This window comes from Paracoccus salsus (assembly GCF_021556615.1).
In the GTDB taxonomy this organism is placed as follows: Bacteria; Pseudomonadota; Alphaproteobacteria; order Rhodobacterales; family Rhodobacteraceae; genus Paracoccus; species Paracoccus salsus.
Window position 1 is genome coordinate 193,481 of the sequence record NZ_JAKGGD010000002.1, and the last position, 23,141, is coordinate 216,621.

22 protein-coding genes are annotated in these 23,141 nt (G+C 66.1%); 15 read left to right on the top strand and 7 right to left on the bottom strand.

Going from position 1 to position 23,141, the window contains the following annotated elements; translation table 11 throughout:
* Nucleotides 1–2: 2 nt before the first annotated feature.
* The 6 genes from L1965_RS04250 to coxB all read right to left on the bottom strand — a co-directional run bounded on the left by L1965_RS04250 (nucleotide 3) and on the right by coxB (nucleotide 4,297).
* Nucleotides 3–674 carry an SURF1 family protein gene (locus tag L1965_RS04250; protein WP_235755167.1) on the bottom strand — a complete coding sequence of 224 codons (672 nt, stop codon included), beginning with the start codon at nucleotides 672–674 and terminating at the stop codon, nucleotides 3–5.
* Nucleotides 675–847: 173 nt separating this feature from the next.
* Nucleotides 848–1,648 (bottom strand): cytochrome c oxidase subunit 3, encoded by an 801-nt coding sequence (locus tag L1965_RS04255; protein ID WP_235755168.1) that lies wholly within the window; start codon nucleotides 1,646–1,648, stop codon nucleotides 848–850.
* A gap of 35 nt (nucleotides 1,649–1,683) precedes the next feature.
* On the bottom strand, nucleotides 1,684–2,247 hold the full coding sequence (locus L1965_RS04260; RefSeq protein ID WP_235755169.1) for a cytochrome c oxidase assembly protein: 564 nt from the start codon (nucleotides 2,245–2,247) through the stop codon (nucleotides 1,684–1,686).
* Nucleotides 2,244–2,459 (bottom strand): cytochrome c oxidase system small membrane protein, encoded by a 216-nt coding sequence (locus tag L1965_RS04265; RefSeq protein ID WP_235755170.1) that lies wholly within the window; start codon nucleotides 2,457–2,459, stop codon nucleotides 2,244–2,246. The genes L1965_RS04260 and L1965_RS04265 overlap by 4 nt, the downstream gene beginning before the upstream one ends.
* 5 nt (nucleotides 2,460–2,464) lie before the next feature.
* Entirely contained in the window at nucleotides 2,465–3,382 is a 918-nt protein-coding gene (gene cyoE / locus L1965_RS04270) for a heme o synthase (RefSeq protein ID WP_235755171.1), read from the bottom strand.
* Nucleotides 3,383–3,406: 24 nt separating this feature from the next.
* Nucleotides 3,407–4,297, bottom strand: coding sequence for a cytochrome c oxidase subunit II (gene coxB, locus L1965_RS04275; RefSeq protein WP_235755172.1), 891 nt, complete (start codon nucleotides 4,295–4,297; stop codon nucleotides 3,407–3,409).
* Nucleotides 4,298–4,507: 210 nt separating this feature from the next.
* On the opposite strand from coxB, the gene tldD reads away from it, so the two are divergent.
* The 15 genes from tldD (at nucleotide 4,508) to ftsH (ending at nucleotide 22,047) form a co-directional block, all read left to right on the top strand.
* Nucleotides 4,508–5,929: a metalloprotease TldD gene (gene tldD, locus L1965_RS04280; protein WP_235755173.1), complete on the top strand. Its 1,422-nt coding sequence runs from the start codon at nucleotides 4,508–4,510 to the stop codon at nucleotides 5,927–5,929.
* Between the two features lie 73 nt (nucleotides 5,930–6,002).
* The gene (dprA, locus tag L1965_RS04285; RefSeq protein WP_235755174.1) at nucleotides 6,003–7,190 is read left to right on the top strand and encodes a DNA-processing protein DprA; all 1,188 of its coding nucleotides are present in this window, start codon (nucleotides 6,003–6,005) and stop codon (nucleotides 7,188–7,190) included.
* Between the two features lie 241 nt (nucleotides 7,191–7,431).
* Complete coding sequence (gene topA / locus L1965_RS04290; protein ID WP_235755175.1) at nucleotides 7,432–10,224, top strand: type I DNA topoisomerase; 2,793 nt, start codon at nucleotides 7,432–7,434, stop codon at nucleotides 10,222–10,224.
* A gap of 177 nt (nucleotides 10,225–10,401) precedes the next feature.
* Entirely contained in the window at nucleotides 10,402–11,106 is a 705-nt protein-coding gene (locus tag L1965_RS04295; protein WP_235755176.1) for a CoA transferase subunit A, read from the top strand.
* Nucleotide 11,107: 1 nt separating this feature from the next.
* Complete coding sequence (locus L1965_RS04300) at nucleotides 11,108–11,749, top strand: CoA transferase subunit B (RefSeq protein WP_235755177.1); 642 nt, start codon at nucleotides 11,108–11,110, stop codon at nucleotides 11,747–11,749.
* A 177-nt stretch (nucleotides 11,750–11,926) separates the two neighbouring features.
* Nucleotides 11,927–12,508: a hypothetical protein gene (locus L1965_RS04305; RefSeq protein ID WP_235755178.1), complete on the top strand. Its 582-nt coding sequence runs from the start codon at nucleotides 11,927–11,929 to the stop codon at nucleotides 12,506–12,508.
* A gap of 34 nt (nucleotides 12,509–12,542) precedes the next feature.
* Nucleotides 12,543–12,947 (top strand): tol-pal system-associated acyl-CoA thioesterase, encoded by a 405-nt coding sequence (gene ybgC, locus L1965_RS04310; protein ID WP_235755179.1) that lies wholly within the window; start codon nucleotides 12,543–12,545, stop codon nucleotides 12,945–12,947.
* 153 nt (nucleotides 12,948–13,100) lie between these two features.
* Nucleotides 13,101–13,796 carry a protein TolQ gene (gene tolQ / locus L1965_RS04315; RefSeq protein ID WP_235755180.1) on the top strand — a complete coding sequence of 232 codons (696 nt, stop codon included), beginning with the start codon at nucleotides 13,101–13,103 and terminating at the stop codon, nucleotides 13,794–13,796.
* A 65-nt stretch (nucleotides 13,797–13,861) separates the two neighbouring features.
* Nucleotides 13,862–14,254 (top strand): ExbD/TolR family protein, encoded by a 393-nt coding sequence (locus L1965_RS04320; protein ID WP_235755181.1) that lies wholly within the window; start codon nucleotides 13,862–13,864, stop codon nucleotides 14,252–14,254.
* A 3-nt stretch (nucleotides 14,255–14,257) separates the two neighbouring features.
* The gene (gene tolA / locus L1965_RS04325) at nucleotides 14,258–15,964 is read left to right on the top strand and encodes a cell envelope integrity protein TolA (RefSeq protein ID WP_235755182.1); all 1,707 of its coding nucleotides are present in this window, start codon (nucleotides 14,258–14,260) and stop codon (nucleotides 15,962–15,964) included.
* A gap of 60 nt (nucleotides 15,965–16,024) precedes the next feature.
* Complete coding sequence (gene tolB / locus L1965_RS04330) at nucleotides 16,025–17,347, top strand: Tol-Pal system beta propeller repeat protein TolB (RefSeq protein WP_235755183.1); 1,323 nt, start codon at nucleotides 16,025–16,027, stop codon at nucleotides 17,345–17,347.
* 35 nt (nucleotides 17,348–17,382) lie between these two features.
* Nucleotides 17,383–17,916 (top strand): peptidoglycan-associated lipoprotein Pal, encoded by a 534-nt coding sequence (gene pal, locus L1965_RS04335; RefSeq protein WP_235755184.1) that lies wholly within the window; start codon nucleotides 17,383–17,385, stop codon nucleotides 17,914–17,916.
* Nucleotides 17,913–18,854, top strand: a complete 942-nt coding sequence (locus L1965_RS04340; protein WP_235755185.1) for a tetratricopeptide repeat protein — start codon at nucleotides 17,913–17,915, stop codon at nucleotides 18,852–18,854. The genes pal and L1965_RS04340 overlap by 4 nt, the downstream gene beginning before the upstream one ends.
* A 10-nt stretch (nucleotides 18,855–18,864) precedes the next feature.
* On the top strand, nucleotides 18,865–20,097 hold the full coding sequence (gene tilS, locus L1965_RS04345; RefSeq protein ID WP_235755186.1) for a tRNA lysidine(34) synthetase TilS: 1,233 nt from the start codon (nucleotides 18,865–18,867) through the stop codon (nucleotides 20,095–20,097).
* 57 nt (nucleotides 20,098–20,154) lie between these two features.
* The gene (gene ftsH, locus L1965_RS04350; protein WP_277882937.1) at nucleotides 20,155–22,047 is read left to right on the top strand and encodes an ATP-dependent zinc metalloprotease FtsH; all 1,893 of its coding nucleotides are present in this window, start codon (nucleotides 20,155–20,157) and stop codon (nucleotides 22,045–22,047) included.
* Between the two features lie 171 nt (nucleotides 22,048–22,218).
* Here the strand turns inward: ftsH and L1965_RS04355 are convergent, their stop codons facing one another.
* Entirely contained in the window at nucleotides 22,219–23,079 is an 861-nt protein-coding gene (locus L1965_RS04355; RefSeq protein WP_235755187.1) for a D-amino-acid transaminase, read from the bottom strand.
* Nucleotides 23,080–23,141 lie beyond the last annotated feature (62 nt).

Genomic DNA, 23,141 nt, shown 5'->3' on the forward strand with positions numbered 1-23,141 from the left:
CTTCAGTATTTCCGCTGCCTGATACGCCAGATCAGACCCAGTGTCATCCCTGCCCATGCCACGGCAATCATGAACCACTGCAAGGCATAGGACAGGTGGTTGTTGGGGATGCCCTCGATCGCCACCGGGATCGGCTCGACCCCTTGCGCGTCGCCCTCGACGACGCTTGCAACGACCAGGATCGGCTCGGTATCCAGCGCCTTGGCCATCGCGGGCACATCGCGCGCAAACCAGATATTCTCGTCGAGATTGGGCGCAGGGGTCGAACCGCTTCTTTCCTCGGGCCAATGCAGGTTGCCACGCACTTTCAGCCGGACCGGCCCGCGATCCATGTGACGCGCCTGCTGCGGGATGAACCCGCGATCCAGCAGGATCGCCCGTCCGTCATCGGTCAGAAAGCGCGACACCACCTGATAGCCGCCGCCCTGTTCCTTGCTGCCCGACAGGACGTCTATCTCGTCGCCGGTGGTGGTGCCGCTGACCGTCACGGGCATGTATTTCATCCCCGGATCGATCCGTTCGGGCAGCGGCACCGCCGGGGCCTCGATCCGGGCCCGGATCTGGGCCAGCATGTCTTCCTTCCAGGCCATGCGCTGCAACTGCCACATGCCGAGGCTGATCAGGATCGCGCAGCCGACAGCGCCGAGAACCGCGGGGAACAGGTATCGTTTCATCAATGATGCTCCTCAGCTTGCTCGACTGGCACAGATGCCCGATCGGCGCGACGGCGCCAGGCCGAACACCATCCAGACGGCCCCGCGCCGCGTCAGATGACGGCATGGCAGGCTCTGGAAAGAGAAACGCGCGAGGCCGGGCCCCGCGCGCAATCGGTGATCTGGTGGGGGGCTCAGCTGCCCCAGATATACACGGCGCCGAACAGGAAAAGCCAGACCACGTCGACGAAGTGCCAGTACCAGGCCGCAGCCTCGAACCCGACATGCTGGGTCTGTGTCATCTGACCGCGGGTGAACCTGAAAAGGCAGACGGCCAGGAAGATCGTGCCGATGATGACATGCAGCCCGTGGAAGCCGGTGGCCAGATAGAACGCGCTGGCATAGGCCGTATCGGCCAGGCCGAAGGCTGCATGACTGTATTCATAGGCCTGGAGAATCGAGAAGGCGATGCCCAGCACGATGGCGATGATCAGACCGTTTATGGTGGTCTTGCGGTCGCCTTCGTGCACGAAGGCATGGTGCGCCCAGGTCACGGCCACACCCGACAGCAACAGGATCAGCGTGTTGATCAGCGGCAGGTGCCACGGGTCGAACGGCACGATGCCTTCCGGTGGCCAGACGCCGTCCTTGATGGGCGACATCGGGCCCATCGGATACAGCACGTTCTTGAACCAGTTCCAGAACCACGCCACGAAGAACATCACCTCGGAGATGATGAACAGCAGGAATCCGTATTGCAGCCCCAGGCGAACGACCGGCGTATGGTCGCCCGTCTCACCTTCGCGAATCACGTCGGCCCACCAACTGTACATGACGTAAAGCACGCCGACGAAGCCGATCAGGAACATCCAGGGCCCATGATCCTGCATCCACATCACTGCGCCAAACAGCATGATGAACGCGGACACTGCGCCGATGAAAGGCCAGATGGACGGCGGAAGAATGTGATAGTCGTGGTTCTTAGCGTGCGCCATGAGCAGGTCCCCGTCGGCTTCTCGTTCTTTGAAAATCAGTTGACGTCATTGGCCGGCGCGACGTCAAGCGCCGCCTGTTTCGGCTCGGTCAGGTGGAAGGTGTAGGACAACGTGATGTCCCTGACCCAGAATGCGTCGCGGTCGTTCACCAGCTCGGGATCGACAAAGAAGCTGATCGGCATCTCGACGCGCTCGCCCGGCTTCAGCGTCTGTTCTTCGAAGCAGAAGCACTGGATCTTGTCGAAATAGTAGCCTGCCACGTTGGGGGCGACGTTGTAGCTTGCAGTGCCGGTGATGGTCTGATCGCTGTTGTTGACAGCCTCGTAATAGGCCATTGCGTTCTCACCGATGCGCACGTCCATGCGCCTCTGCATCGGCCGGAACGTCCAGTCCAGATTCTTGTCCACATTCGCGTCGAAGCGCACGCGCACGATTTCCTCAAGCACCTCGTCCGGCGCGGCGGTCGAGACCTGCGTCGTGCCGCCGAACCCGGTCACGCTGCAGAACCAGCTGTAGAAGGGCACTGCCGCCCAAGCCAGGGCTCCCATCGTCAGCACGACTCCGACCAGCGCCAGAAGAGTGCGCGAATTGCGGTTCATTGCTGGACCTCCTTCTCGTTCGTGGCGGGTGCGGCCTGCTCGATTGGCAGTTCGGAGACGCGCGGCTGGTGGTCATAGGCCTCCATCAGGTCGCCCTGACGCACCTTGACGACGGTCAGCGCGAAAACAAGCGTGACGAAGGCGGCCAGCACAAGCCCCAGCCCGACATTGCGCGAACGGCGGCGGCGGTGCAGTTCATGCTCGGTCTGCATCGGCATCACCATGCGCCCACCCAATGCTGAACCAGAAGCGCAAGAAAATGCAGGAACAGATAGTAGAGCGACAGCCTGAAGACTTGCTTCTCGACCCTGTATCCATCCGCAATCGCCGCATCCTCGGTGCGGCGCATGATGCGCCAGCCGCCGGCGATGAACATCGCGTTCAGCACGACCGCGACGGCCATGTAGACCGGACCGCCGATCGAGGTGAACCCCAGCGCGACGGCAAATGCGGCCAGCACGAGCGTGTAGGCAAAGATATGGCGGCGGGTCACCGGCCGGCCATGCGTCACGGTCAGCATCGGCACGCCGGCCTTGTGGTAGTCCTCCTTCATGAACAGCGCCAGCGCCCAGAAATGGGGCGGAGTCCAGAAGAAGATCAGCGCAAACATCAGCAGCGACTCGATGCTGATGCCGCCCGTGGCGCAGGCCCACCCGATCATCGGCGGAAACGCCCCGGCCGCGCCGCCGATCACGATGTTCTGGGGCGTCCAGCGCTTCAACCACATCGTATAGACGACGGCGTAGAAGAAGATCGTGAACGCCAGGAACCCCGCGGCGAACCAGTTCGCCGCCAGACCCAGCATCATCACGGCGATGCCCGAAAGGACCAGCCCGAGGGCCAAAGCCTCGCCGCCGGTCGCGCGGCCCGAAGGAACCGGGCGGTTTCGCGTGCGGGTCATCACGGCGTCGATATCGGCGTCATACCACATGTTGAGGGCGCCAGAGGCGCCACCGCCAAGGGCGATGAACAGAACCGAACTGAAGGCGATGACGGGATGCACGTCGACCGGCGCCACGAGCAGCCCTACCATGGTAGTGAAAACCACCAGCGACATGACCCGCGGCTTCAGCAGCGCGACATAGTCGCCAAACTCGGCCTCGGGGGCGCCTGCATATGCGTTGATATCTGTCATCGTTCCTTCATGCGGTCCGGTCGGTCACTCGACCTTGGCCAGTTCAACGCCGCTATCGGCGGCCAGGCCCAAAGCCGCAAGCTGATCATCGGGCACGGTCCCGCCCTGCTCGCCGACCCACTGGGCATACACCTCGGGGCTGACCGCCTTCACGACGATCGGCATGTAGGCGTGGTTGATCCCGCACAATTCGCTGCACTGGCCGAAATACACGCCCTCATTCTCGACATTGAACCATGCCTGAGCGATGCGGCCGGGAACGGCGTCCTGCTTGATCGCGAAGGACGGAATGGTCCAGGAGTGAATCACGTCGTTTGCGGTAACCTGAAGCAGCACCGTCTTGCCCACGGGCACTACAACCGCGGTATCGGTCGCCAGCAGGTACTCGTCCTCGTTGTAGCCGTAATCCGCCAGTTCTTCCTTGGTCAGCATGATCGAATCGAAGCTGAGATCGTTGTCGGGATACTCGTAGGACCAGTACCACTGGTTGCCGATCGCCTTGATGACCACATCGGGATCGGGCGGCATTTCCTGGCTGCGGAACAGTGCCGGCAGCGAGAACGCGCCGATTGCCACCAGGATCAGCACCGGCACCAGCGTCCATGCGACCTCAAGAGGGGTGTTATGGGTAAACTTGGCGGGAACCGGGTTCGATCGGCTGTTGTAGCGGAAGATCACGATCAGCAACAGCACGCAGACCAGCACCGTCACCGCAGTGATGATGATCAGCACGAAGTAGTCCAGCCATTGCTGGTCGCGCGCCAGTTCGGTCGCCGCAGGTTGAAATCCCAGCCCCTTTGCAATCGGCTTGCCGATCACCGGCAGATCGCCAAGGGCATCCTGCGCCAGTGCCGCGCCCGCCAGCGTGCCCGCCGCTGCGAACCCCGTAGCTGCCGCGACTGCACGGCCAATCATCGCTTTTGCCATCAATCCATCCCGTTGCGTTGGCCCGGCCACATGGCCGAGGGAGCCGCGCGAGGCCGCCCCTTTCCCTTTCACATGGCTCGTTCTATGACCATATCTCAACCTGTCGGGCAAGGGATACCTAGGAAAGAGGTGCGATTTTCGGGGCTGAAATCTCCCGCGCCGCATCTTTTATTCCTCAATTCGGAGAGAAATCCAGACATGAGCCGCGACCGCTTCGAGCCGTTTACCCGTTTCCTCGACCGCGACCGAGCGCTGGCGATCCTGCGCGACGCCGTTGCCGGTGCCGATGACGGAGAGCTTTTCCTGGAACGTTCGGCCGCCGAAACGCTGGTGTTCGATGACGGCAGGCTGCGGAACTCGGGCTATACGGCGGAACAGGGCTTCGGACTGCGCGCCGTGCGTGGCGAGGTCACCGGCTATGCGCATTCCACCGAAATCACAGAGGAATCGCTGCGTCGCGCCGCGCAGACTGCGCGCCTGGCCGTCGGCGCCGGCGGCGGCAATCTGGCCCAGCCCGCGCCGATGGCCACCACCCCGCTTTACGCCGCGATGGACCCGGCCGAGGGCATACCGATCGCGCGGCGGATCGAATTGCTGCGCCAGATCGACGATTACGCAAGGGCCAGCGATCCGCGTGTTGTGCAGGTGACGGTATCGATCGCGTCTTCGCTGCAAGAGGTCGCGATCCTGCGCCCGGAAGGCGGTCTGGTCACCGATACGCGTCCGATGGCGCGACTGTATGTCGCAGTCATCGTCGAGAACAATGACCGACGCGAATCCGGCAGCCACGGCGGGGGCGGTCGCGTCTCGCTGCACGGCCTGATGGAGCCTGCGAACTGGCAGCCCGCCGTCGACGAGGCGCTGCGGATCGCGCTGCTGAACCTGCGTTCCGTCCCTGCGCCTGCCGGGGTCATGGATGTCGTTCTGGGGCCCGGCTGGCCGGGCATTCTGCTGCACGAGGCGGTGGGCCACGGCCTCGAGGGCGATTTCAACCGCAAGAAGGCGTCGGCTTTCGCCGGCCTGATGGGCCAGCGTGTCGCTGCCCCAGGCGTGACGGTCGTCGATGACGGCACCATCCCCGACCGGCGCGGCAGCATCAGCGTCGATGACGAGGGCACGCCGCCCGCCCGCAACGTGCTGATCGAGGACGGTGTTCTTGTCGGCTACATGCAGGATCGCCAGAACGCCCGGTTGATGGGAGTCGCGCCGACCGGCAATGGCAGGCGCGAAAGCTTTGCCCATGCGCCGATGCCGCGCATGACCAACACCTACATGCCAGGCGGCGATTCCGATCCGGCGGCGATCCTGGCGGATCTGAAGGATGGCATCTACGCCGTCGGCTTTGGCGGCGGACAGGTGGACATCACGAACGGCAAGTTCGTGTTTTCCTGCACCGAGGCCTATCGGGTGAAGAACGGCGTCGTGGGCGACCCGATTCGGGGCGCCACGCTGATCGGCGATGGCGCGACGGCCTTGCAGCAGGTGCGGGCGGTCGGCAACGACATGGCGCTGGACCCCGGGATCGGCAATTGCGGCAAACAGGGGCAATGGGTACCCGTGGGGGTCGGTCAGCCGACGCTGATGATCGGCGGCCTGACGGTGGGCGGCTCGGCGGCCTGAATTCCGCCGCGCTGCTAACCTTGTGTTAACCACTGTTGCGCTATGCCTGTCTGCGGATGAGGCGGAGGCAGCCATGGATACCGGACATATTCCCTTCGACACCCCCAACACCCCCTCCACCACGAAGGAAGACGACCTCAGCTTCCTTCGCCTCATCCGTTCCCGCCGTGTCGGACCGACGACATTTCACCGTCTGGTGATCGAGCATGGCGGCGTGATGGCCGCGCTGCAGGCGCTGCCCGGCATCGCCGCAGCCGCCGGCGTGCCCGACTACGAAACCTGTCCCGAGGGCGTCGCGGCCGCCGAACTTGCCGCCGGTCGCAAGGCGGGCGCGCGGCTGATCCGGTGCGACTCGCCCCTGTATCCGCAGGCGCTCCGCGAGATCGACGGGGCGCCGCCGGTGCTTTGGGTGCGCGGCGACCCGGCGTGGCTGGCGCGCGATCCGGTCGCCGTGATCGGCGCGCGGAACGCGTCGTCGCTTGGGCTCCGGATGGCGCGCGGCATGTCGGCGGGGCTTGGCGAGGCAGGTTGCACGGTCGTGGCAGGTCTTGCGCGCGGTGTGGATACCGCCGCCCACAACGCGGCCCTGCCCACCGGGACCGTGGCGGTGCTGGCTGGCGGCGTCGATGTGATCTATCCGGCCGAGAACGTCGTGCTGGCCGCGCAGATCGCTGAAAAAGGCGTGCTGGTGTCCGAGCAGCCCCCCGGAACCGAACCCGCCGCGCGACATTTCCCGACCAGGAACCGCATCATTTCGGGCCTGTCGCGCGCCGTCGTCGTGATCGAGGCCGCGCATCGCTCTGGAACCCTGATCACCGCCAAGAATGCGCTGGATCAGGGGCGCGAGGTGATGGCCGTGCCGGGCCACCCGATGGATGCCCGCGCCGCCGGCTGCAATCTGCTGATCCGCGACGGGGCGCTGCTGGTGCGCAGCGCGGCGGATGTGGTCGCCGCGCTGAGAGACGAATCCCGCGATGACGGGATGACGGGCCAGCAGACACCGTCCTCGATCAGGCCGGTCGGCGCCGCCACGCCCCGCAGCGGCGGTCCTGCCCGGCCCGTGGCCGCCTGTTGCGACGCCGGCGGTCCCGTGCAACTGGAGGCACGCATCCTGTCGCGGCTTACGCCCAGTCCGACCGAAGAAAACGACCTCATCCGCGACCTGGGCGTGCCGGCCGCCAGCGCCAGCGCAGCCATCCTGTCGCTGGAGTTGCAGGGACGGCTGACCCGCCTCGCCGGAGGTCGCGTCGCACTGTCCTGAGGCCGGGCCATGGGACCGCCGGGCGACCCGGGATGACGGGGAACGGTTGCCGCCGGACATGGCAATCAACGCAGAGATGTGCGAAGGCTCCTGAATGTCGGGCTGTCGTGGCCGCCCTGACAGGCCGCCCGGCCCCGGCCCGGGACATGGCGCCGCCCGCATGCCGGTCTTGCGGCAACCGTTGACAGTCCCGCGCCCCGGACCCATGTTGCCGCCCCATTGACCGGTCCCAGAGGTGCCTATGCCCATCGTCGTCGTCGAATCCCCGGCCAAGGCCAAGACCATCGAGAAATATCTCGGCGGCGACTACCGCGTTCTGGCCAGTTTCGGCCATGTCCGGGACCTGCCCCCCAAGGATGGCAGCGTCGACCCCGAAGACGGTTTCGCGATGAAATGGGAAGTCGCGGCAGACAGCAGGAAACACCTCAAGGCAATCCGCGATGCGCTGAAGGACGACCAGAACCTGATCCTCGCCACCGACCCCGATCGTGAGGGAGAGGCGATCAGCTGGCACCTGCTGGAAGCCCTGCAACCTGCCCTCAAGAAGGGCAGCGAGGTCAACCGCGTCACCTTCAACGCGATCACCAAGGCCGCCGTCAGTGAGGCGATGAAACAGCCGCGCCAGATCGACCAGGCCCTGGTCGATGCGTATCTGGCCCGTCGCGCGCTGGATTATCTGGTCGGCTTCAACCTGTCTCCGGTCCTTTGGCGCAAGCTGCCGGGGGCGAAATCCGCCGGACGGGTGCAGTCGGTCTGCCTGCGCCTGATCGTCGATCGCGAGATGGAAATCGAAGCTTTCCGGGCGCGGGAATACTGGTCCGTTCATGCAAGACTGGCGACGCCGGGCGGGGACGAATACGACGCGCAGCTGGTGTCGCTGGCGGGGTCGCGGCTGGAACGCTTCGATCTGCCCGATGCGGAGAAGGCCGCGATGGCGGTCAGCGCCGTGTCGAGCCGCGACCTGAAGGTGACGGGCGTCACTGCCAAGCCCGCCAGTCGCAATCCCTGGCCGCCCTTCATGACCTCGACCCTGCAGCAAGAGGCATCGCGCAAGATGGGCATGGGCGCCAAGGCCTGCATGTCTGCGGCGCAGCGCCTGTATGAGGCCGGCCTTATCACTTATATGCGGACCGACGGCATCGACATGGCGCCCGAGGCCGTGATGGCCGCGCGGGATGCGATCAGGGCCAAGTTCGGCGAGAAATACCTGCCGAAATCGCCGCGCATGTACAAGAACAAGGCCAAGAACGCGCAAGAGGCGCATGAATGCATCCGGCCGACCGACATGATGATGTCTCCGGACCGGCTGAAGCTTGGCGCGGATGACCAGCGCAAGCTTTACGACCTGATCTGGAAACGCACCATCGCCAGCCAGATGGAGGCAGCGCGGATGGAACGAACCACGGTCGAGATCGCCAGTCCCGATGGCCAGGTGGGCCTGCGCGCCACCGGTCAGGTGATGCTGTTCGATGGGTTCCTGCGCGTCTACGATCAGGGCCGCGACGATGACGATGCCGAGGACAGCGCCCGCCTGCCCGCCATCACCGAGGGCGAGGTGGCCAGCCTGGTCGGCCAGGCCTTCGACGCCGAGTTCGCCAAGGCGCGCGAAAAGAGCGACAGTGCGCCGGATGCGCCATCGGGCCAGCGCGCCGCGCCCGGCTTGCTGATGAACGAGGCCGCGTCGACCGCCGCGCGCCAGCATTTCACCCAGCCGCCGCCCCGCTATACCGAAGCGACACTGGTCAAGCGCATGGAAGAACTGGGCATCGGCCGCCCCTCGACCTATGCCAGTATCGTCACCACGATCCAGGATCGCGAATATGTCCGCAAGGACAAGAACCGGCTGTTCCCCGAGGACAAGGGCCGGCTGGTGACGACCTTCCTGGTCAAGTATTTCCCGCGCTATGTCAGCTATGACTTCACGGCCGACCTCGAGAACGAACTGGACGAGATCAGCGCCGGCGAACTGGTCTGGCGCGACGTGCTCGGAAGGTTCTGGAAAGATTTTTCGAAAGCCCTCGAGGGCACGTCGGATCTGCGGATCGGCGAGGTTCTGGAGGCAATCGACGAGGCGCTGGCCCCGCATCTTTACCCTCCGCGCGCCGATGGCGGGGACCCGCGCGAATGTCCGCTTTGCGGCAAGGGCCGACTGAACCTGAAGACTGCCCGCTCTGGTGGCGCCTTCATCGGCTGCTCGAGTTATCCCGAATGCCGCTACACCCGCCCCCTGTCGGCACCCGACGGCGAAGAGCCGGTGGGCGACCGACTGCTGGGCCATGACGCGGGCGATCCGATCAACCTGAAGACCGGCCGGTTCGGCCCCTATGTCCAGCGCGGCGAGGCGACCGAGGACGTGCCGAAGCCGCCGCGCGCCTCGATACCCAAGGGCTGGGATGCGGCCACGCTGGATCTGGACAAGGCACTGCAACTTCTGGCGCTGCCGCGCCCGGTCGGGCCACATCCCGATGACGGCGCGCTGATCGAGGCGGGCATCGGCCGGTATGGGCCCTATGTGAAGCACGGGTCGAAATACGCGAACCTGCCTGACGTGGAAGAGGTCTTCACCGTGGGCATGAACCGCGCGGTCGAGGTTCTTGCGGCCAAGCAGACGCGTGGCCGGGCCGCGGCCGCCGCGCCGCTGAGGGAGTTGGGCGATCACCCGGATGGCGGGGCCATTCAGGTCATGAGCGGCCGCTATGGTCCTTACGTCAAATGGGAAAAGATCAACGCGACCCTCCCCCGCGACGTCTCGCCCGAGGAACTGACGCAGGAACAGGCTCTGGAGCTGATCGCCGCCAAGGCGGCAAAATCTCCCAAGACGGGCGCAAGAAAACCCGCGGCCAGGAAACCGGCTGCCACGAAACCGGCTGCCACGAAACCGACTGCCACGAAACCGACTGCCCGGAAGGCTGCCCCCAAGAAAGCCGCGCCCAAGAAAGCCGCCGGAAAGGCCGCAAGCAAGACCACGGGCAAGACCACGGACAAGACCGCAGGAAAGGCCGCCGGGAATACCGTCGGAGACGAGGAATCGTAGCGCCTGGCCGTTGGTGCGGCGCGACGCGGCCCTGTCCGCTCCCCGCCGCCGCGGATGCTTGGCCGACGCGCATCACCGTGCCGGATCCGGGCGCTAACAGGGTGTGGCCTGATTGACACGGATTGGTCCGCGAGCCATGACTCGGCCCAAGCTTTCAATCAAGAGAGGGGAGGACCGATGAAGAAGGTCTATGCCAATGCGACCGAGGCCCTGGACGGGTTGCTGCATGACGGGATGTTCATCTCGGCCGGGGGGTTCGGGCTTTGCGGCATCCCCGAACTGCTGATCGACGCGATCGTGGACAGCGGCGTCAAGGATCTGACCATCGCCAGCAACAATTGCGGCGTCGACGGTTTCGGTCTGGGCAAGCTGCTGGACACCAAGCAGATCAGGAAGATGATCAGTTCCTATGTCGGCGAGAACGCCGAATTCATGCGCCAGTATCTGTCGGGCGAGCTTGAACTTGAATTCAACCCGCAGGGCACACTGGCCGAACGGATGCGCGCCGGCGGCAGCGGCATCGCGGGCTTCTATACCAAGACCGGGGTCGGCACGGTCATTGCCGAGGGCAAGGACGTGAAGGTCTTCGACGGCGAGGAATACATTCTCGAACGCGGCATCGTCGCCGATCTGGCGATCGTGAAGGCGTGGAAAGCCGACGATACCGGCAATCTGGTGTTCCGCAAGACCGCCCGCAACTTCAACCCGCCGGCTGCCATGTCGGGCAAGATCTGCGTCGTCGAGGTCGAGGAAATCGTCGAACGCGGCAGCCTGGACCCCGACAACATCCATCTGCCAGGCATCTATGTGCATCGCATCATCCAGGGCGAGCATGAAAAGCGCATCGAGAAAGTCACCACCCGCAAGCGTGAGGAGGTCTGACATGGCCGAAGAGATGAAAGGCTGGGACCGCGACCAGATGGCCGCCCGTGCGGCCGAAGAGCTGGAAGACGGCATGTATGTCAATCTGGGCATCGGCATCCCGACGCTGGTGGCCAACTATGTCGGCGACAAGGACATCACCCTGCAATCCGAGAACGGGATGCTGGGAATGGGGCCGTTTCCCTATGAGGGCGAGGAAGACCCCGATCTGATCAACGCCGGCAAGCAGACCATCACCGAGCTTGCCCGGACATCCTATTTCGACAGCGCCACGAGCTTTGGCATGATCCGCGGCGGCAAGATCGCGGCCGCGATCCTTGGCGCGATGGAGGTGGCCGAGAACGGCGATCTGGCCAACTGGATGATACCCGGCAAACTGGTCAAGGGCATGGGCGGCGCGATGGACCTGGTCGCCGGCGTCAAGCGAGTGATCGTGGTGATGGACCACACCAACAAGGCCGGCGAATCGAAGATCCTGACGGAATGCACCCTGCCGCTGACAGGCAAGGGCGTCGTCGACCGGATCATCACCAACCTGGGCGTTCTGGACGTCGTCCCGGGCGGCCTGAAGATCGTCGAACTGGCCGAGGGCGTCACCGAGGACGAGTTGCGCGAAGCCACCAGAGCCACGATCGTCGACTAAGCCCGACGCAGGGACCGACAACAGGGCAGCGGGGGGCGACGCCCCCCGCTGCCGTCAGACCGTGACGCGCCTCGGAATGTTTGCGCCAGGGCCTCGTGCAGCCATGCGGTTTCACGGATCGCGCGACGACGGCACGAGGCGCAGGGCCGCACGCAACCATGCGAAGGGAAGCCGCCGATGGCACCGGATCAGATTGCCGCCCTGTTCACGCGCGAGGATGGCAGTTTTCTCTGCGCCCGATGGGGAAGGCCTGTGGCGCCTGTCATCTTCGGGCTGGCCGACGACAGCCTCGAGATCTTTCGCGGTGCGATCCGCGCGGGTTTCGCCCACGCCCGCCATCCGGTCGCCGAAGCCGATCCCGAAATGGGCAGCAACCTGATGCTGTTCTTCATGCGCGACTGGCAAGAGCTTGCCGGCGTGCCCGATCTGGACCGTCTTACCGGGATCCCGGACCTGCCGTCGCGCCTGGTCGCGTCCGATGCGGATCAGTACCGGTTGTTCCGCTTTGACGCCGATGGCGGCATTCGCGCCTGCCTCAGCTTCACCCGTATCGGGGGCGCGCTGGCCACCGCTCATCCGGCCGCGCTGGCCGAGGCGCTGATGATGCGCAGCGCGCTGAGTTTTGCGGCCGACGTGACCCCGTCGCAGGATCTGGCCGATCTGATCCGCGCCGCTTATGATCCCATCCTGCCGGTCGCGGCCAGTGATCCGGCCCACGCGCTTCGACTGGCGGCGCGGCTTGCCGGCCCGGCGGCCTGACGTCACGCGCATCCTTGCAGGTCAGGAAACCGGAATGGCACATGCGATCCCTCTGCGGGTCTATTACGAGGACACCGATCTTGCCGGTATCGTCTATTACGCAAACTATCTGAAATTCATCGAGCGTGGCCGGTCCGAATGGCTGCGCGACCTGGGGGTCGACCAGCGCGCGATGAGGCAGGCGACCGGACATGTCTTCGCGGTGCGTCGCATCGAGGCCGACTATCTCCGGCCCGCAGTGTTCGACGACTTGCTGGAGGTGGGCTCGACGCTGAGCCAGTTGGGGCGGGCGCGGCTGGTCATCGACCAGCAGGTGCGACGGGGTGACGAAGTGCTGTTCACCGCCCGCGTCACCGTCGCCTGTCTCGATGGAAGCGGGCGCGCGACGCGACTGCCGGCCGATCTCGCCTCCCTGCTGGCACGGCAACGGCCCGGCTGAATGCTGCCGGCCCCCGCCCGCCGGACAGAGCGGCAAGGATGTCGCATCTTTGGCCGTTTGACGGCATTGTGTTGCGATGGGGGGATGAAACCCCTGCTAGAGAGGGTCTAGAAGGCCCGGCAGAACGGCGCCCGTGACGATGAGGCAGTGACGATGGAACCCATTCAGGCCGCACAGGCCCTCGATTTCTCGGTGGTGGCGCTGTTCGCGCGTGCCTCCCTGACGGTCAAGATCGTGATGATCCTGCTGATCATTGCCTCGTTCTGGGGCTGGGCGATCATCATCCAGAAATTCCTGACATTCGGCGCCGCGCGTCGCGAGGCCGCGCGTTTCGACCGCGCCTTCTGGTCGGGTGAGCCGCTGGACGATCTGTATGACCGCCTGGGCGAACGCCCCAGCGGTGCCTCGGAGCGGATCTTCGCGGCCGGCATGACCGAATGGCGGCGCAGCCACCGCGAGGATGGCGGGTTGATCCCCGGTGGCGTGCAGCGCATCGACCGGGCCATGAACGTCGCCATCCAGCGCGAGGAAGCGCGCCTCTTCCGCGGCCTGTCCTTCCTGGCCACCGTAGGGTCAACCGCGCCATTCATCGGCCTCTTCGGCACGGTCTGGGGGATCAAGAACGCGTTCGAGGGCATCGCCATGTCGCAGAACACCAGCCTTGCCGTCGTCGCGCCCGGCATCGCCGAGGCCCTGCTGGCCACCGCGCTGGGGCTGCTGGCGGCGATCCCTGCGGTGATCTTCTACAACAAGCTGTCGGGCGACGCCGAACGTGTCGTCGGCAACTGGGAGGCATTCGCGGACGAATTCTCGACCCTGTTGTCGCGGCAGCTGGACGGCGAGGGCTGATCGCGATGTCCGATGTCGTCAAACGGGTCGTTCGGAAAGGGCGCGGGCGGCGGCGCAACGCGCCCATGTCCGAGATCAACGTTACCCCCTTCGTCGACGTGATGCTGGTCTTGCTGGTGATCTTCATGGTCGCCGCGCCGTTGATGACGGCCGGCGTGCCGCTGAACCTGCCCAGAACCGCCGCCACCGCTGTCCCCACCGAACCCGAGGAGCCGCTGGTCATCTCGATCCCCGCCTCAGGGCAGGTGACCCTGATGAACGAACCCGTTGGCGATGACGAGGTCGTCGCGCGCCTGCGCGCCGTGCTGGAAGAGCGCCGCACCGACCGCATCTTCCTGCGCGCCGACGGCACCATTCCCTATGCGCGCGTGGTGCAGGTGATGGGTGCCCTGAACCTGGCAGGCTATACCAATATCGTGCTGGTCACCGATACCGGCGGCCCGCGCATGGATGGCTGATCCATGCAGGACCGCGACAGACGCATCGGCTACTGGATCTCGGGCGCGGCGCATCTTGCGCTGATCCTGTGGGCGGTCCTGGGCGGTGTCCTGTTGCGCCCGCAGCCCTCGACGCCGGTCCGGATGACCGAGGTCGCGACGATGAGCGGAACGGAATTCGAAACCTATGCCGCCGCCTCGCGCGGGGCCGGACCCGTGGGCAGCGACGCAACCGCCGTGGCGACGATGCCCGCCCCCCCGGCCGAAGATACGACCGGGGAGCCGCCGCAGGATGTCGATGCGCCCGATGCCGAGGTCGCGGCCCAGGAGCTGGCGCCACCGGACGCGGCCGAGGCACGGCCCGATCTGAGCGATTTCCAGAACCAGCAGCCCGTCGACGTGGCCATCGACCTGCCCGAGGCCCCGGTCGCGCCCCGCACCGACGAACCTGCCCCGCAATCTCCCGCAGCGACGATCGCGCCGTCCTTCACGGCGCCGCCGGCACCCCCCAGCGCCTCGGTTCAGGATCAGGCAGCCGAACCGGTGGCTCCGCGATCGGCGCTTGCGCTGGACGATTCGCCGCGCCCGCAGAATCGGCCCGAGGGCCTCGTCGAGGCCTATGACGCCCGCATCGCCGCGCAGCAGGCCGCCGCGGAACGCGCAGAAGCGCAGCGACAGGCCGAGGCCGAAGCGGCGGCGCGTGCCGAACGCGAGGCCGAGGCAGCGCGTCGGGCTGCGGCAGAGGCTCGTCAGGCGGAGGCAGAGCAGCAGGCCGCCGCGGAACGCGCCGCGCGCGCCGCCGAAGAGCGCCAGGCCGCCGAGGCTCGGGCCGAACAGGAACGTCGGGCCGAAGAGGCCAGGCGGGACCAGGAACGCCGCGCCGAGGACGAGGAGCGCCGCGCCGAGGAGGAACGCCGCGCGGCGGAAGCGCAGGCCCGCGATGAACGCCGCGCTGCCGAGGAAGCCCGTCGGCGGGACGAGGAACTGGCCGCCGCGCGCGCCCTTCGCGCCGAAGAGGACGCGCGCCGGGCCGCCGCTGAACAGGAGGCTGCCGACCGCGCGGCGGCGGAACGTGAGGCCGCCGACCGTCGGGCCCTGGAAGAGGCGCTGCGCGAGGCGCAGAATGACGAGGCCAGCGCCGAAGCCGCGGACAGCGCGTCCAGCGGCGACTCTGCGGGTGTCAACCGGCAGCGCATCGAGGGCGGCAGCGATGCCTCGGCGGAACAGGACCCTCTCGCGGCGGCGCTGGGGAACGCGCTGTCGCAGGGTGCCACGGACGGCGAGGCAGCGCCGCCGGACCGCGAACCATCGCAACTGGCCCCCGTGCCGATCACGCCGACACCGCTGCCCGACCCCGACCAGCGGTCCGAGGCCGGAACACGGGACGGGGGGGCTGAGCCGCTTGGCCAGCCCCTTTCGCTTTCCGAACGCGAGGGTTTCCGGGTCGCGATCCAGCAATGCTGGAATGTCGGCGCGCTGTCGCTGGAGGCCGCGCGGATGGATGTGTCGGTCGAATTTCGGCTGGCACCCGATGGTCGCCCCGATCCGGCCAGCTTCCGGCTGGTCGATCAGCGTGGCGGGTCGCAATATGCCGCCCAGAATGCCTTCGAGGTCGCGCGCCGCGCGATCATCATATGCGGGCGCGACGGCTATGCGCTGCCGCCCGGAAAATACAACCGCTGGCGCGAGGTCATCGTGGATTTCCGCCCGGACGGCATCGGATTCGAATGATGGCGCACAGGCACGATCCACGGCTTTTGCGCCGCCGACAATACGGCTAGAGAGGACACCATGTTCCGAAACCTGACCCTTGCTCTTGCATTGAGCCTGACCGCAACGCCGCTGACCGTCCTGCCCGCACTGGCGCAGGAGGACGGTCCCTTGCGGATCGAGATCACCGACGGCGTCGTCGAGGCGATGCCGGTCGCCATCCCGGCATTCTTTGGCGATGCCGAGATCGCCTCGAGGATCCGCGATGTCGTGGCGGACGATCTGACCGGAACCGGGCTGTTCCGAGAGATCGCTGCCGAGGCGCAGATCGCGCGGCCCGACAGCTTCACCGATGCGATCGCCTATCAGGACTGGCGCGCGATCAACGCCCAGGCGCTGGTGACGGCCGAGGTCACCCAGGCCGGCGAAGAGATCAGCGTCAAGTTCCGACTGTTCGACGTGTTCGCGGGCCAGCCGCAGGGCGATGGCATGCAGTTCGACGCACGCGCCAGCGACTGGCGCCGCGCCGCCCACAAGATCGCCGACCAGATCTATGCCCGCCTGACAGGCGAGGCGCCCTATTTCGACAGTCGGGTGGCCTTCGTTCAGGAAACCGGCCCCAAGGATGCGCGCATCAAGCGCATCGGGGTGATGGACTATGACGGCGCCAACATCCTGTGGATGACCGACAGTTCCTCGCTGGTGCTGGCACCGCATTTCTCGCCCGACGGCAAGTCGCTGCTTTATACCAGCTTCGACAGCGGCTTTCCGCAGATCCGCGTGATGGACGTGGACAGCGTCACCTCGCGCCCCTTGACCCAGGGCGGCGACAGCATGGCGTTTGCGCCGCGCTACTCCCCCGATGGGCGCTGGGTCGTCTATTCGCTGGAAAAAGGTGGAAACACTGATATCTGGCTGATGGACGCCGCCACCGGCGCGCAGCGTGCGCTGACGCATTCGCCCTCGATCGAGACATCGCCGAGCTTCAGTTCCGACGGCAGGCGCATCGTGTTCGAATCCGACCGCTCGGGCACGCCCCAGCTGTATGTGATCGGGATCGAGGGGGGCGAACCGACCCGGATCAGCTTTGGCGAGGGACGCTATGGCACCCCCGCCTGGTCGCCAAAGGGCGACATGATCGCCTATACGAGGCAGGTCGGCGACCGGTTCCATATCGGGGTCATGCGGACCGACGGATCGGGCGAGAAGAATCTTACGGAGTCGTTTCTTGACGAGGGCCCGACCTGGGCGCCCAATGGCAGGGTGGTGATGTTCACCCGACTGACTCCGGGAGGAAGCGGGCAACCGCTTCTGCATTCGGTGGACATCACAGGCCGGAACATGCGGCCGCTGGACCTTGACTTTGCTGCGTCGGACCCGTCTTGGGGCCCGCTGATGCCTTGACCGAATGACGCGAGAATCACCCGAAGGATACCGTGATGAAAGCCTGGATGAAGCCCGCCCTTGCCACCTGCCTGCTGGGACTGGCCGCCTGCGCCCAGCCTGCGCCACCGGCGCCGCTTGTCACCGACCCCTATGCCAGCACGGGCGCAGGGGCGTTGTATCAGGGTGATCTTGCCGGCGGTGCGCTTGGTGCCGAGGCCTCGGCCCAGTATTTCAGCACCCAGGTCGGCGACACCGTGCTGTTTGCCGCAGAGCAGACCAGCCTGACACCCGAAGCCCGGACGATTCTGGCCCGCCAGGCTGACTGGCTGAAGAAGCATGGCAATTTCTCGGCCGTTCTGCAGGGGCATGCCGAAGAGACCGGGACCCGCGAGTATAATCTGGCGCTTGGCGCCCGGCGTGCCAGCGCCGCGCAGGAATATCTGGTGGCGCAGGGCGTCGCCGCTGACCGGATCCGCACCCTGAGCTTCGGCAAGGAGCGCCCGGCCGAGACCTGCTCGGACGAGGCATGTTACGCCAATAACCGGCGTGTCGTGACCGTGGTCAGCGAAACCGGGGCGGGATCGTGACGGCAAGGATCACAGCCCTTCTGCTCAGCGTGATGCTGGCGCTGCCCGTCGCCGCGCAAGAGCCGACGCTGGCCGATCTTCGTGCGCAGCTGTCCGATCTGCGCGGTGACCTTCAGTCGCTGCGGTCCGAGTTGATGGCATCGGGCGCTTCCGGGTTCGAGGCGGCGGGCGGCGACACCGCCATTGACCGGATGAACCTGATGGAATGGCATCTGTCGCAACTGACCGGCCAGATCGAACAACTGCAGAACCGAATCAACCGGATCGTCGAGGATGGCACGCGCCGGATCGGCGACATCGAATTCCGCCTTTGCGAATTGGACGAGACCTGCGATCTTGGCGCGCTGACGACGCCGGAACTGGGCGGGCTTGCCAGCGGCGCGGCGATGTCGCCGCAAGTGGCCCCGGCCGCGCCGGCGCCGGATCTTTCCGACGATTCCGCCAAGGCAACCACCGCGACCGAACAGGACATATTCGACCGCGCCAGCGCGGCGCTGAACAGCGGAGACTTCCAGCGGGCCGCGCAACTTTTCGGCGAAGTGGCGGAGAACCACGCCGGTGGGCCGCTGACTGCCGATGCGTTGTATCTGCGCGGCGCGGCCCTGGACAGCGCCGGGGACCCCAAGGCCGCCGCCGCCTCCTGGCTGGAGGGCTTCGCGGCGTCGCCTGACGGGCCCCGCGCCGCCGAGAGCCTGCTGGGCATCGCCCGCGTCATCGCCGCCGATGGCGATCCGACCGCCGCCTGCCTGTATCTGGCCGAAATTCCGGCTCGTTTTCCAGGCGGCGATGCCGCCGTCGAGGCCGAAAAGCGGATGATCGTGTTGAACTGCGGAAGTGCCGAACTGGGCGCGCCCGGTGACGACCTGACCATGCCCGACAGCGCGCAGTTCGGCGTGATCGATCCCGAAGCCGCCGCCGACATGGCCGAATACGAATGATCTGAGCGCCATGATCGTGGCCGCCGACCCCGTCACCCGCATCCGCGCCACGCTGGACAGGCTGGCAGGCGACTTGCCGGCCCTGGGGATCGCGGTATCGGGCGGAGGCGATTCGGTGGCTTTGATGCATGTCGTGGCGGACTGGGCCTGCGGGCGCCGGGTGATGGTCGCGACGGTCGATCACGGTTTGCGCGACGAAAGCGCCGAGGAGGCGCATCAGGTCCATCGTGCCGCAAAGGCGCTGGCGCTGCCCCACGCCACGCTTCTGTGGCGGCGCGACACCGAGGCGGGCAACCTGATGGCCGAGGCACGCGATGCGCGGCTGCGGTTGCTGTCGGGGTGGGCGCAACGCAACCAGCTTCCGGCCGTGGCGCTTGGACACACCGCCGACGATCAGGCCGAAACATTGATGATGCGGCTTGCCCGCGGTTCGGGCATCGACGGTCTGGCCGCCATGGCCGAGTGGCGCGACGCTTTCGGCATGCGCTGGCTGCGGCCGATGCTGAATGTCAGCCGGGCCGAGCTGCGCGACTGGCTGAGGATGCGCGCGATCAGCTGGATCGACGACCCCAGCAACGAGAACCAGGATTTCGAGCGCATTCGCGTCCGCAAGGCCATCGCCGCGATGGGGCTGGACACGGCAGCCCTGGCCCGCTCTGCCAGCCATATCGCCGACGCCCGCGAAGCGCTGTCGCTTTATGCGGCCGAAGCCGCGCGGGACGCGGTCGTCGCTGATGCCACCATTACCCTGCCGCGCCGCCCCTTCACGGATGCCCCGGCCGAAATTCGCCGGCGCCTTCTGGTCGCGGCCAGCCGGTGGATCACCGGGGCCGACTACCCTCCGCGGCGCGCGACGGTGCTGCATGCGCTGAGCGCCATTGCCGCCGGCAGCCGCGTCACGCTGGACGGGGCGCTGATTGCGCCGTCCGGCGACCGGATCAGGATCGGCCGCGAACCCGCCGCGGCGATTCGTGCCAAGGCCAGCGATGGCCCGACCTGGGACAATCGCTGGCGGATCGAGGGCTTGAGGCCCGGCCAGCACGTCGCAGCAGTTGGAAACACCGCCTTGCCCGGCCTTACATGGCGCGCGTCCGGGCTTTCGCGCGACGACGCGGCGGCAAGCCCCGCGATCCGCGAAGCAGGGCTTCTGGTGGCGGCGCCGCTGCTTCGCGCCGCTTCCGGAATCCGGGTCTCGCCATTGCGGGGCGCGGCGGATTTTCGCAGGCTGGTCATGGCGCATTGAACCTGCGCGGATAATCCCTATTTTCAGTTCAAACCGCTTTCCGCCGGAGGACCCGATTTGGGCAACGCACGAAACCTGGCCTTCTGGGTCGTCCTGTTCCTGATGATCCTGGCGCTGTTCAATCTGTTCAGCGACGGGACCGCCACGATGAACAGCCGCCAGATCACCTATTCCGACTTCATCGAGCGCGTGAACAACGAGCAGGTCTCGGCGGTCACGATCGATGGCGAAGATCTGCAGATCACCGGCGCTGACGGACAGCAATACGTGACCGTGCGCCCGCAGGGCGAGGAGATCGCCGACAAGCTGATCGCTCAGGGCGTCGAGGTGAAGGTTCTCAAGCAGCAGCAGTCCGGCTTCATGTCGCTGCTGGGGGTGTGGCTTCCCTTCATCCTGCTGATCGGCGTGTGGATCTTCTTCATGAACCGCATGCAGGGCGGCGGAAAGGGCGGCGCGATGGGCTTTGGCAAGTCGCGCGCCAAACTGCTGACCGAGAAGCATGGCCGGGTCACCTTCGACGATGTCGCGGGCATCGACGAGGCCAAGGAAGAGCTGGAGGAAATCGTCGAATTCCTGCGCAACCCGCAGAAATTCAGCCGTCTTGGCGGCAAGATCCCGAAAGGCGCGCTGCTGGTCGGACCTCCGGGCACCGGCAAGACGCTGCTGGCGCGCGCCATCGCCGGCGAGGCAGGCGTGCCGTTCTTCACGATCTCGGGATCGGACTTCGTGGAAATGTTCGTCGGCGTCGGCGCCTCCCGCGTGCGCGACATGTTCGAACAGGCCAAGAAAAGCGCGCCCTGCATCCTCTTCATCGACGAGATCGACGCGGTCGGGCGGTCGCGCGGCGTGGGCATAGGCGGCGGCAATGACGAGCGCGAACAGACGCTGAACCAGCTTCTGGTCGAGATGGACGGGTTCGAGGCGAACGAAGGCATCATCATCATCGCCGCGACCAACCGCAAGGACGTGCTGGACCCCGCGCTGCTGCGCCCCGGCCGCTTCGACCGGCAGATCCATGTGCCCAACCCCGATATCAAGGGCCGCGAGAAGATCCTGTCGGTCCATGCCCGCAAGGTCCCGGTCGGCCCCGATGTGGACCTTCGCATCATCGCACGCGGCACGCCGGGCTTTTCGGGCGCCGACCTGATGAACCTCGTGAACGAGGCCGCTCTGATGGCGGCCCGGATCGGACGGCGCTTCGTCAGCATGGAGGATTTCGAGAACGCCAAGGACAAGGTGATGCTGGGTGTCGAACGCCGCAGCATGGTTCTGACGCCCGAGCAGAAGGAAAAGACCGCGTATCACGAAGCCGGTCATGCCGTTGTCGGGCTGTCGTTGCCCAAATGCGATCCCGTCTACAAGGCGACGATCATTCCAAGGGGCAGTGCCTTGGGCATGGTGGTGTCTCTGCCGGAAATGGACCGTCTGAATTTCCACAAGGACGAGGCGAAGCAGAAACTGACGATGACCATGGCCGGCAAGGCAGCCGAGATCATCAAATATGGCGAGGAAGGCGTCTCGAACGGCCCCGCCAGCGATATCCAGCAGGCCAGTCAGCTGGCAAGGGCGATGGTTATGCGCTGGGGCATGTCCGACAAGGTCGGCAATATCGACTATGCCGAGGCGCATGAGGGTTATTCCGGGAACACCGGCGGGTTCTCGGTCTCGGCTGCCACGAAAGAGCTGATCGAGCAGGAGGTTCACGATCTGATCGAGGAAGCCTATGCCGAAGCCCGTCGCATCCTGATCGAGAAGAACACGGAATTCGAACGGCTTGCGCAGGGCCTTCTCGAATACGAGACGCTGACCGGAGAAGAGATCGGCAAGATCATCCGGGGCGAGCCCCTGGGCGGCGATGACGACACGCCCGGCAGCGCGGTCCCGTCGGTCACAGCCGTGCCGAAGGCAGGCAAGGCCGCACGCCCCGAAAGCGATCCCGCGCCCGCCTGACTGGTCCGGGGGCACGGACAAGCGGACGGCCCCCCCCCACCGGCTCAGGCCCACCCGGCTCAGGGGCGCCGCGCGCCCCCTCTCCGTTGGTTGTGACGGGTCCGTTTTCAAGAACCGGGTCGTCCGGTCCGGCACATGCCCGGGAAGCTGTCGCCACGATTGCGGCGGCTTTCAGATCGCGGTCTTGCGGCTCTCTTCCAGATAGATCTCGCGCATGCGGGTGGCGACCTCGCCGACCCGGCCTTCGCCGACGGGCTCGCCGTCGATTTCGACCACCGGCATCACGAAGGCCGAGGCGGACGTCACGAAAGCCTCGTCGGCCTGCTGCGCCTCGGCGATCGTGAAGCTGCGCTCCTCGACCCGCATCTGCGCCTCGGCGGCAAGGCGCAGCACGGCGGCGCGGGTGATTCCATGCAGGATTTCGTGGCTAAGCGCGCGCGTGACGATCACGCCGTCCTTCACGATATAGGCGTTGTTCGACGTGCCTTCGGTCACCTTGCCGTCCTCGACCAGCCAGGCGTCGTCGACGCCGCGCGCCTTGGCCTCCATCTTGGCCATCGACGGATAAAGCAGCTGCACCGTCTTGATATCGCGCCGGCCCCAGCGCAGGTCCTCGACGCTGACGATCTTCCAGCCTGTCTTCGCGGCGGGCGCGTCGGCGAGGCCGGGCTTTGACTGGGTGAACATCACCACCGTCGGAACGGTATCCGCCGGCGGAAAGGCGAAGTCACGGTCGCCCGGATTGCCGCGCGTGACCTGAAGATAGACCATCCCATCGGTGATCGCGTTGCGCTCTACCAGCTGGCGATGGGCCTCCAGATACTGTTCGTCGGCCAGCGGGTTCGTGATCTGCAGCGCTTCAAGCGAGCGTGTCAGGCGGGCCATGTGTCCGGCGAAGTCCATCAGCCTGCCATCCAGCACGCTGACCACCTCGTAGACGCCATCCGCCATCAGGAAACCGCGGTCGAAAACCGACACCTTTGCCTCGCCCTCGGGCAGATATTGCCCGTTCACATACACTGTCCGCGTCATGCTGATCTCCTTCCCGTCTTGGCGCATGGTTCCCGGTCCTGCGCGCAATCGTCGCGCCCGTC

Excerpts from the sequence above, each read along its gene's own strand:
- coxB (WP_235755172.1), bottom strand. The coding sequence starts at position 4,297 with ATGATTGGCCGTGCAGTCGCGGCAGCTACGGGGTTCGCAGCGGCGGGC.
- dprA (WP_235755174.1), top strand. The coding sequence starts at position 6,003 with ATGGATACCGGACATATTCCCTTCGACACCCCCAACACCCCCTCCACC.
- topA (WP_235755175.1), top strand. The coding sequence starts at position 7,432 with ATGCCCATCGTCGTCGTCGAATCCCCGGCCAAGGCCAAGACCATCGAG.
- tilS (WP_235755186.1), top strand. The coding sequence starts at position 18,865 with ATGATCGTGGCCGCCGACCCCGTCACCCGCATCCGCGCCACGCTGGAC.
- L1965_RS04260 (WP_235755169.1), bottom strand. The coding sequence starts at position 2,247 with ATGAACCGCAATTCGCGCACTCTTCTGGCGCTGGTCGGAGTCGTGCTG.
- L1965_RS04305 (WP_235755178.1), top strand. The coding sequence starts at position 11,927 with ATGGCACCGGATCAGATTGCCGCCCTGTTCACGCGCGAGGATGGCAGT.
- pal (WP_235755184.1), top strand. The coding sequence starts at position 17,383 with ATGAAAGCCTGGATGAAGCCCGCCCTTGCCACCTGCCTGCTGGGACTG.
- ybgC (WP_235755179.1), top strand. The coding sequence starts at position 12,543 with ATGGCACATGCGATCCCTCTGCGGGTCTATTACGAGGACACCGATCTT.
- tolA (WP_235755182.1), top strand. The coding sequence starts at position 14,258 with ATGCAGGACCGCGACAGACGCATCGGCTACTGGATCTCGGGCGCGGCG.
- L1965_RS04255 (WP_235755168.1), bottom strand. The coding sequence starts at position 1,648 with ATGGCGCACGCTAAGAACCACGACTATCACATTCTTCCGCCGTCCATC.
- L1965_RS04265 (WP_235755170.1), bottom strand. The coding sequence starts at position 2,459 with ATGCAGACCGAGCATGAACTGCACCGCCGCCGCCGTTCGCGCAATGTC.
- L1965_RS04320 (WP_235755181.1), top strand. The coding sequence starts at position 13,862 with ATGTCCGAGATCAACGTTACCCCCTTCGTCGACGTGATGCTGGTCTTG.
- L1965_RS04295 (WP_235755176.1), top strand. The coding sequence starts at position 10,402 with ATGAAGAAGGTCTATGCCAATGCGACCGAGGCCCTGGACGGGTTGCTG.
- tldD (WP_235755173.1), top strand. The coding sequence starts at position 4,508 with ATGAGCCGCGACCGCTTCGAGCCGTTTACCCGTTTCCTCGACCGCGAC.
- L1965_RS04250 (WP_235755167.1), bottom strand. The coding sequence starts at position 674 with ATGAAACGATACCTGTTCCCCGCGGTTCTCGGCGCTGTCGGCTGCGCG.
- L1965_RS04355 (WP_235755187.1), bottom strand. The coding sequence starts at position 23,079 with ATGACGCGGACAGTGTATGTGAACGGGCAATATCTGCCCGAGGGCGAG.
- L1965_RS04300 (WP_235755177.1), top strand. The coding sequence starts at position 11,108 with ATGGCCGAAGAGATGAAAGGCTGGGACCGCGACCAGATGGCCGCCCGT.
- tolQ (WP_235755180.1), top strand. The coding sequence starts at position 13,101 with ATGGAACCCATTCAGGCCGCACAGGCCCTCGATTTCTCGGTGGTGGCG.
- cyoE (WP_235755171.1), bottom strand. The coding sequence starts at position 3,382 with ATGACAGATATCAACGCATATGCAGGCGCCCCCGAGGCCGAGTTTGGC.
- tolB (WP_235755183.1), top strand. The coding sequence starts at position 16,025 with ATGTTCCGAAACCTGACCCTTGCTCTTGCATTGAGCCTGACCGCAACG.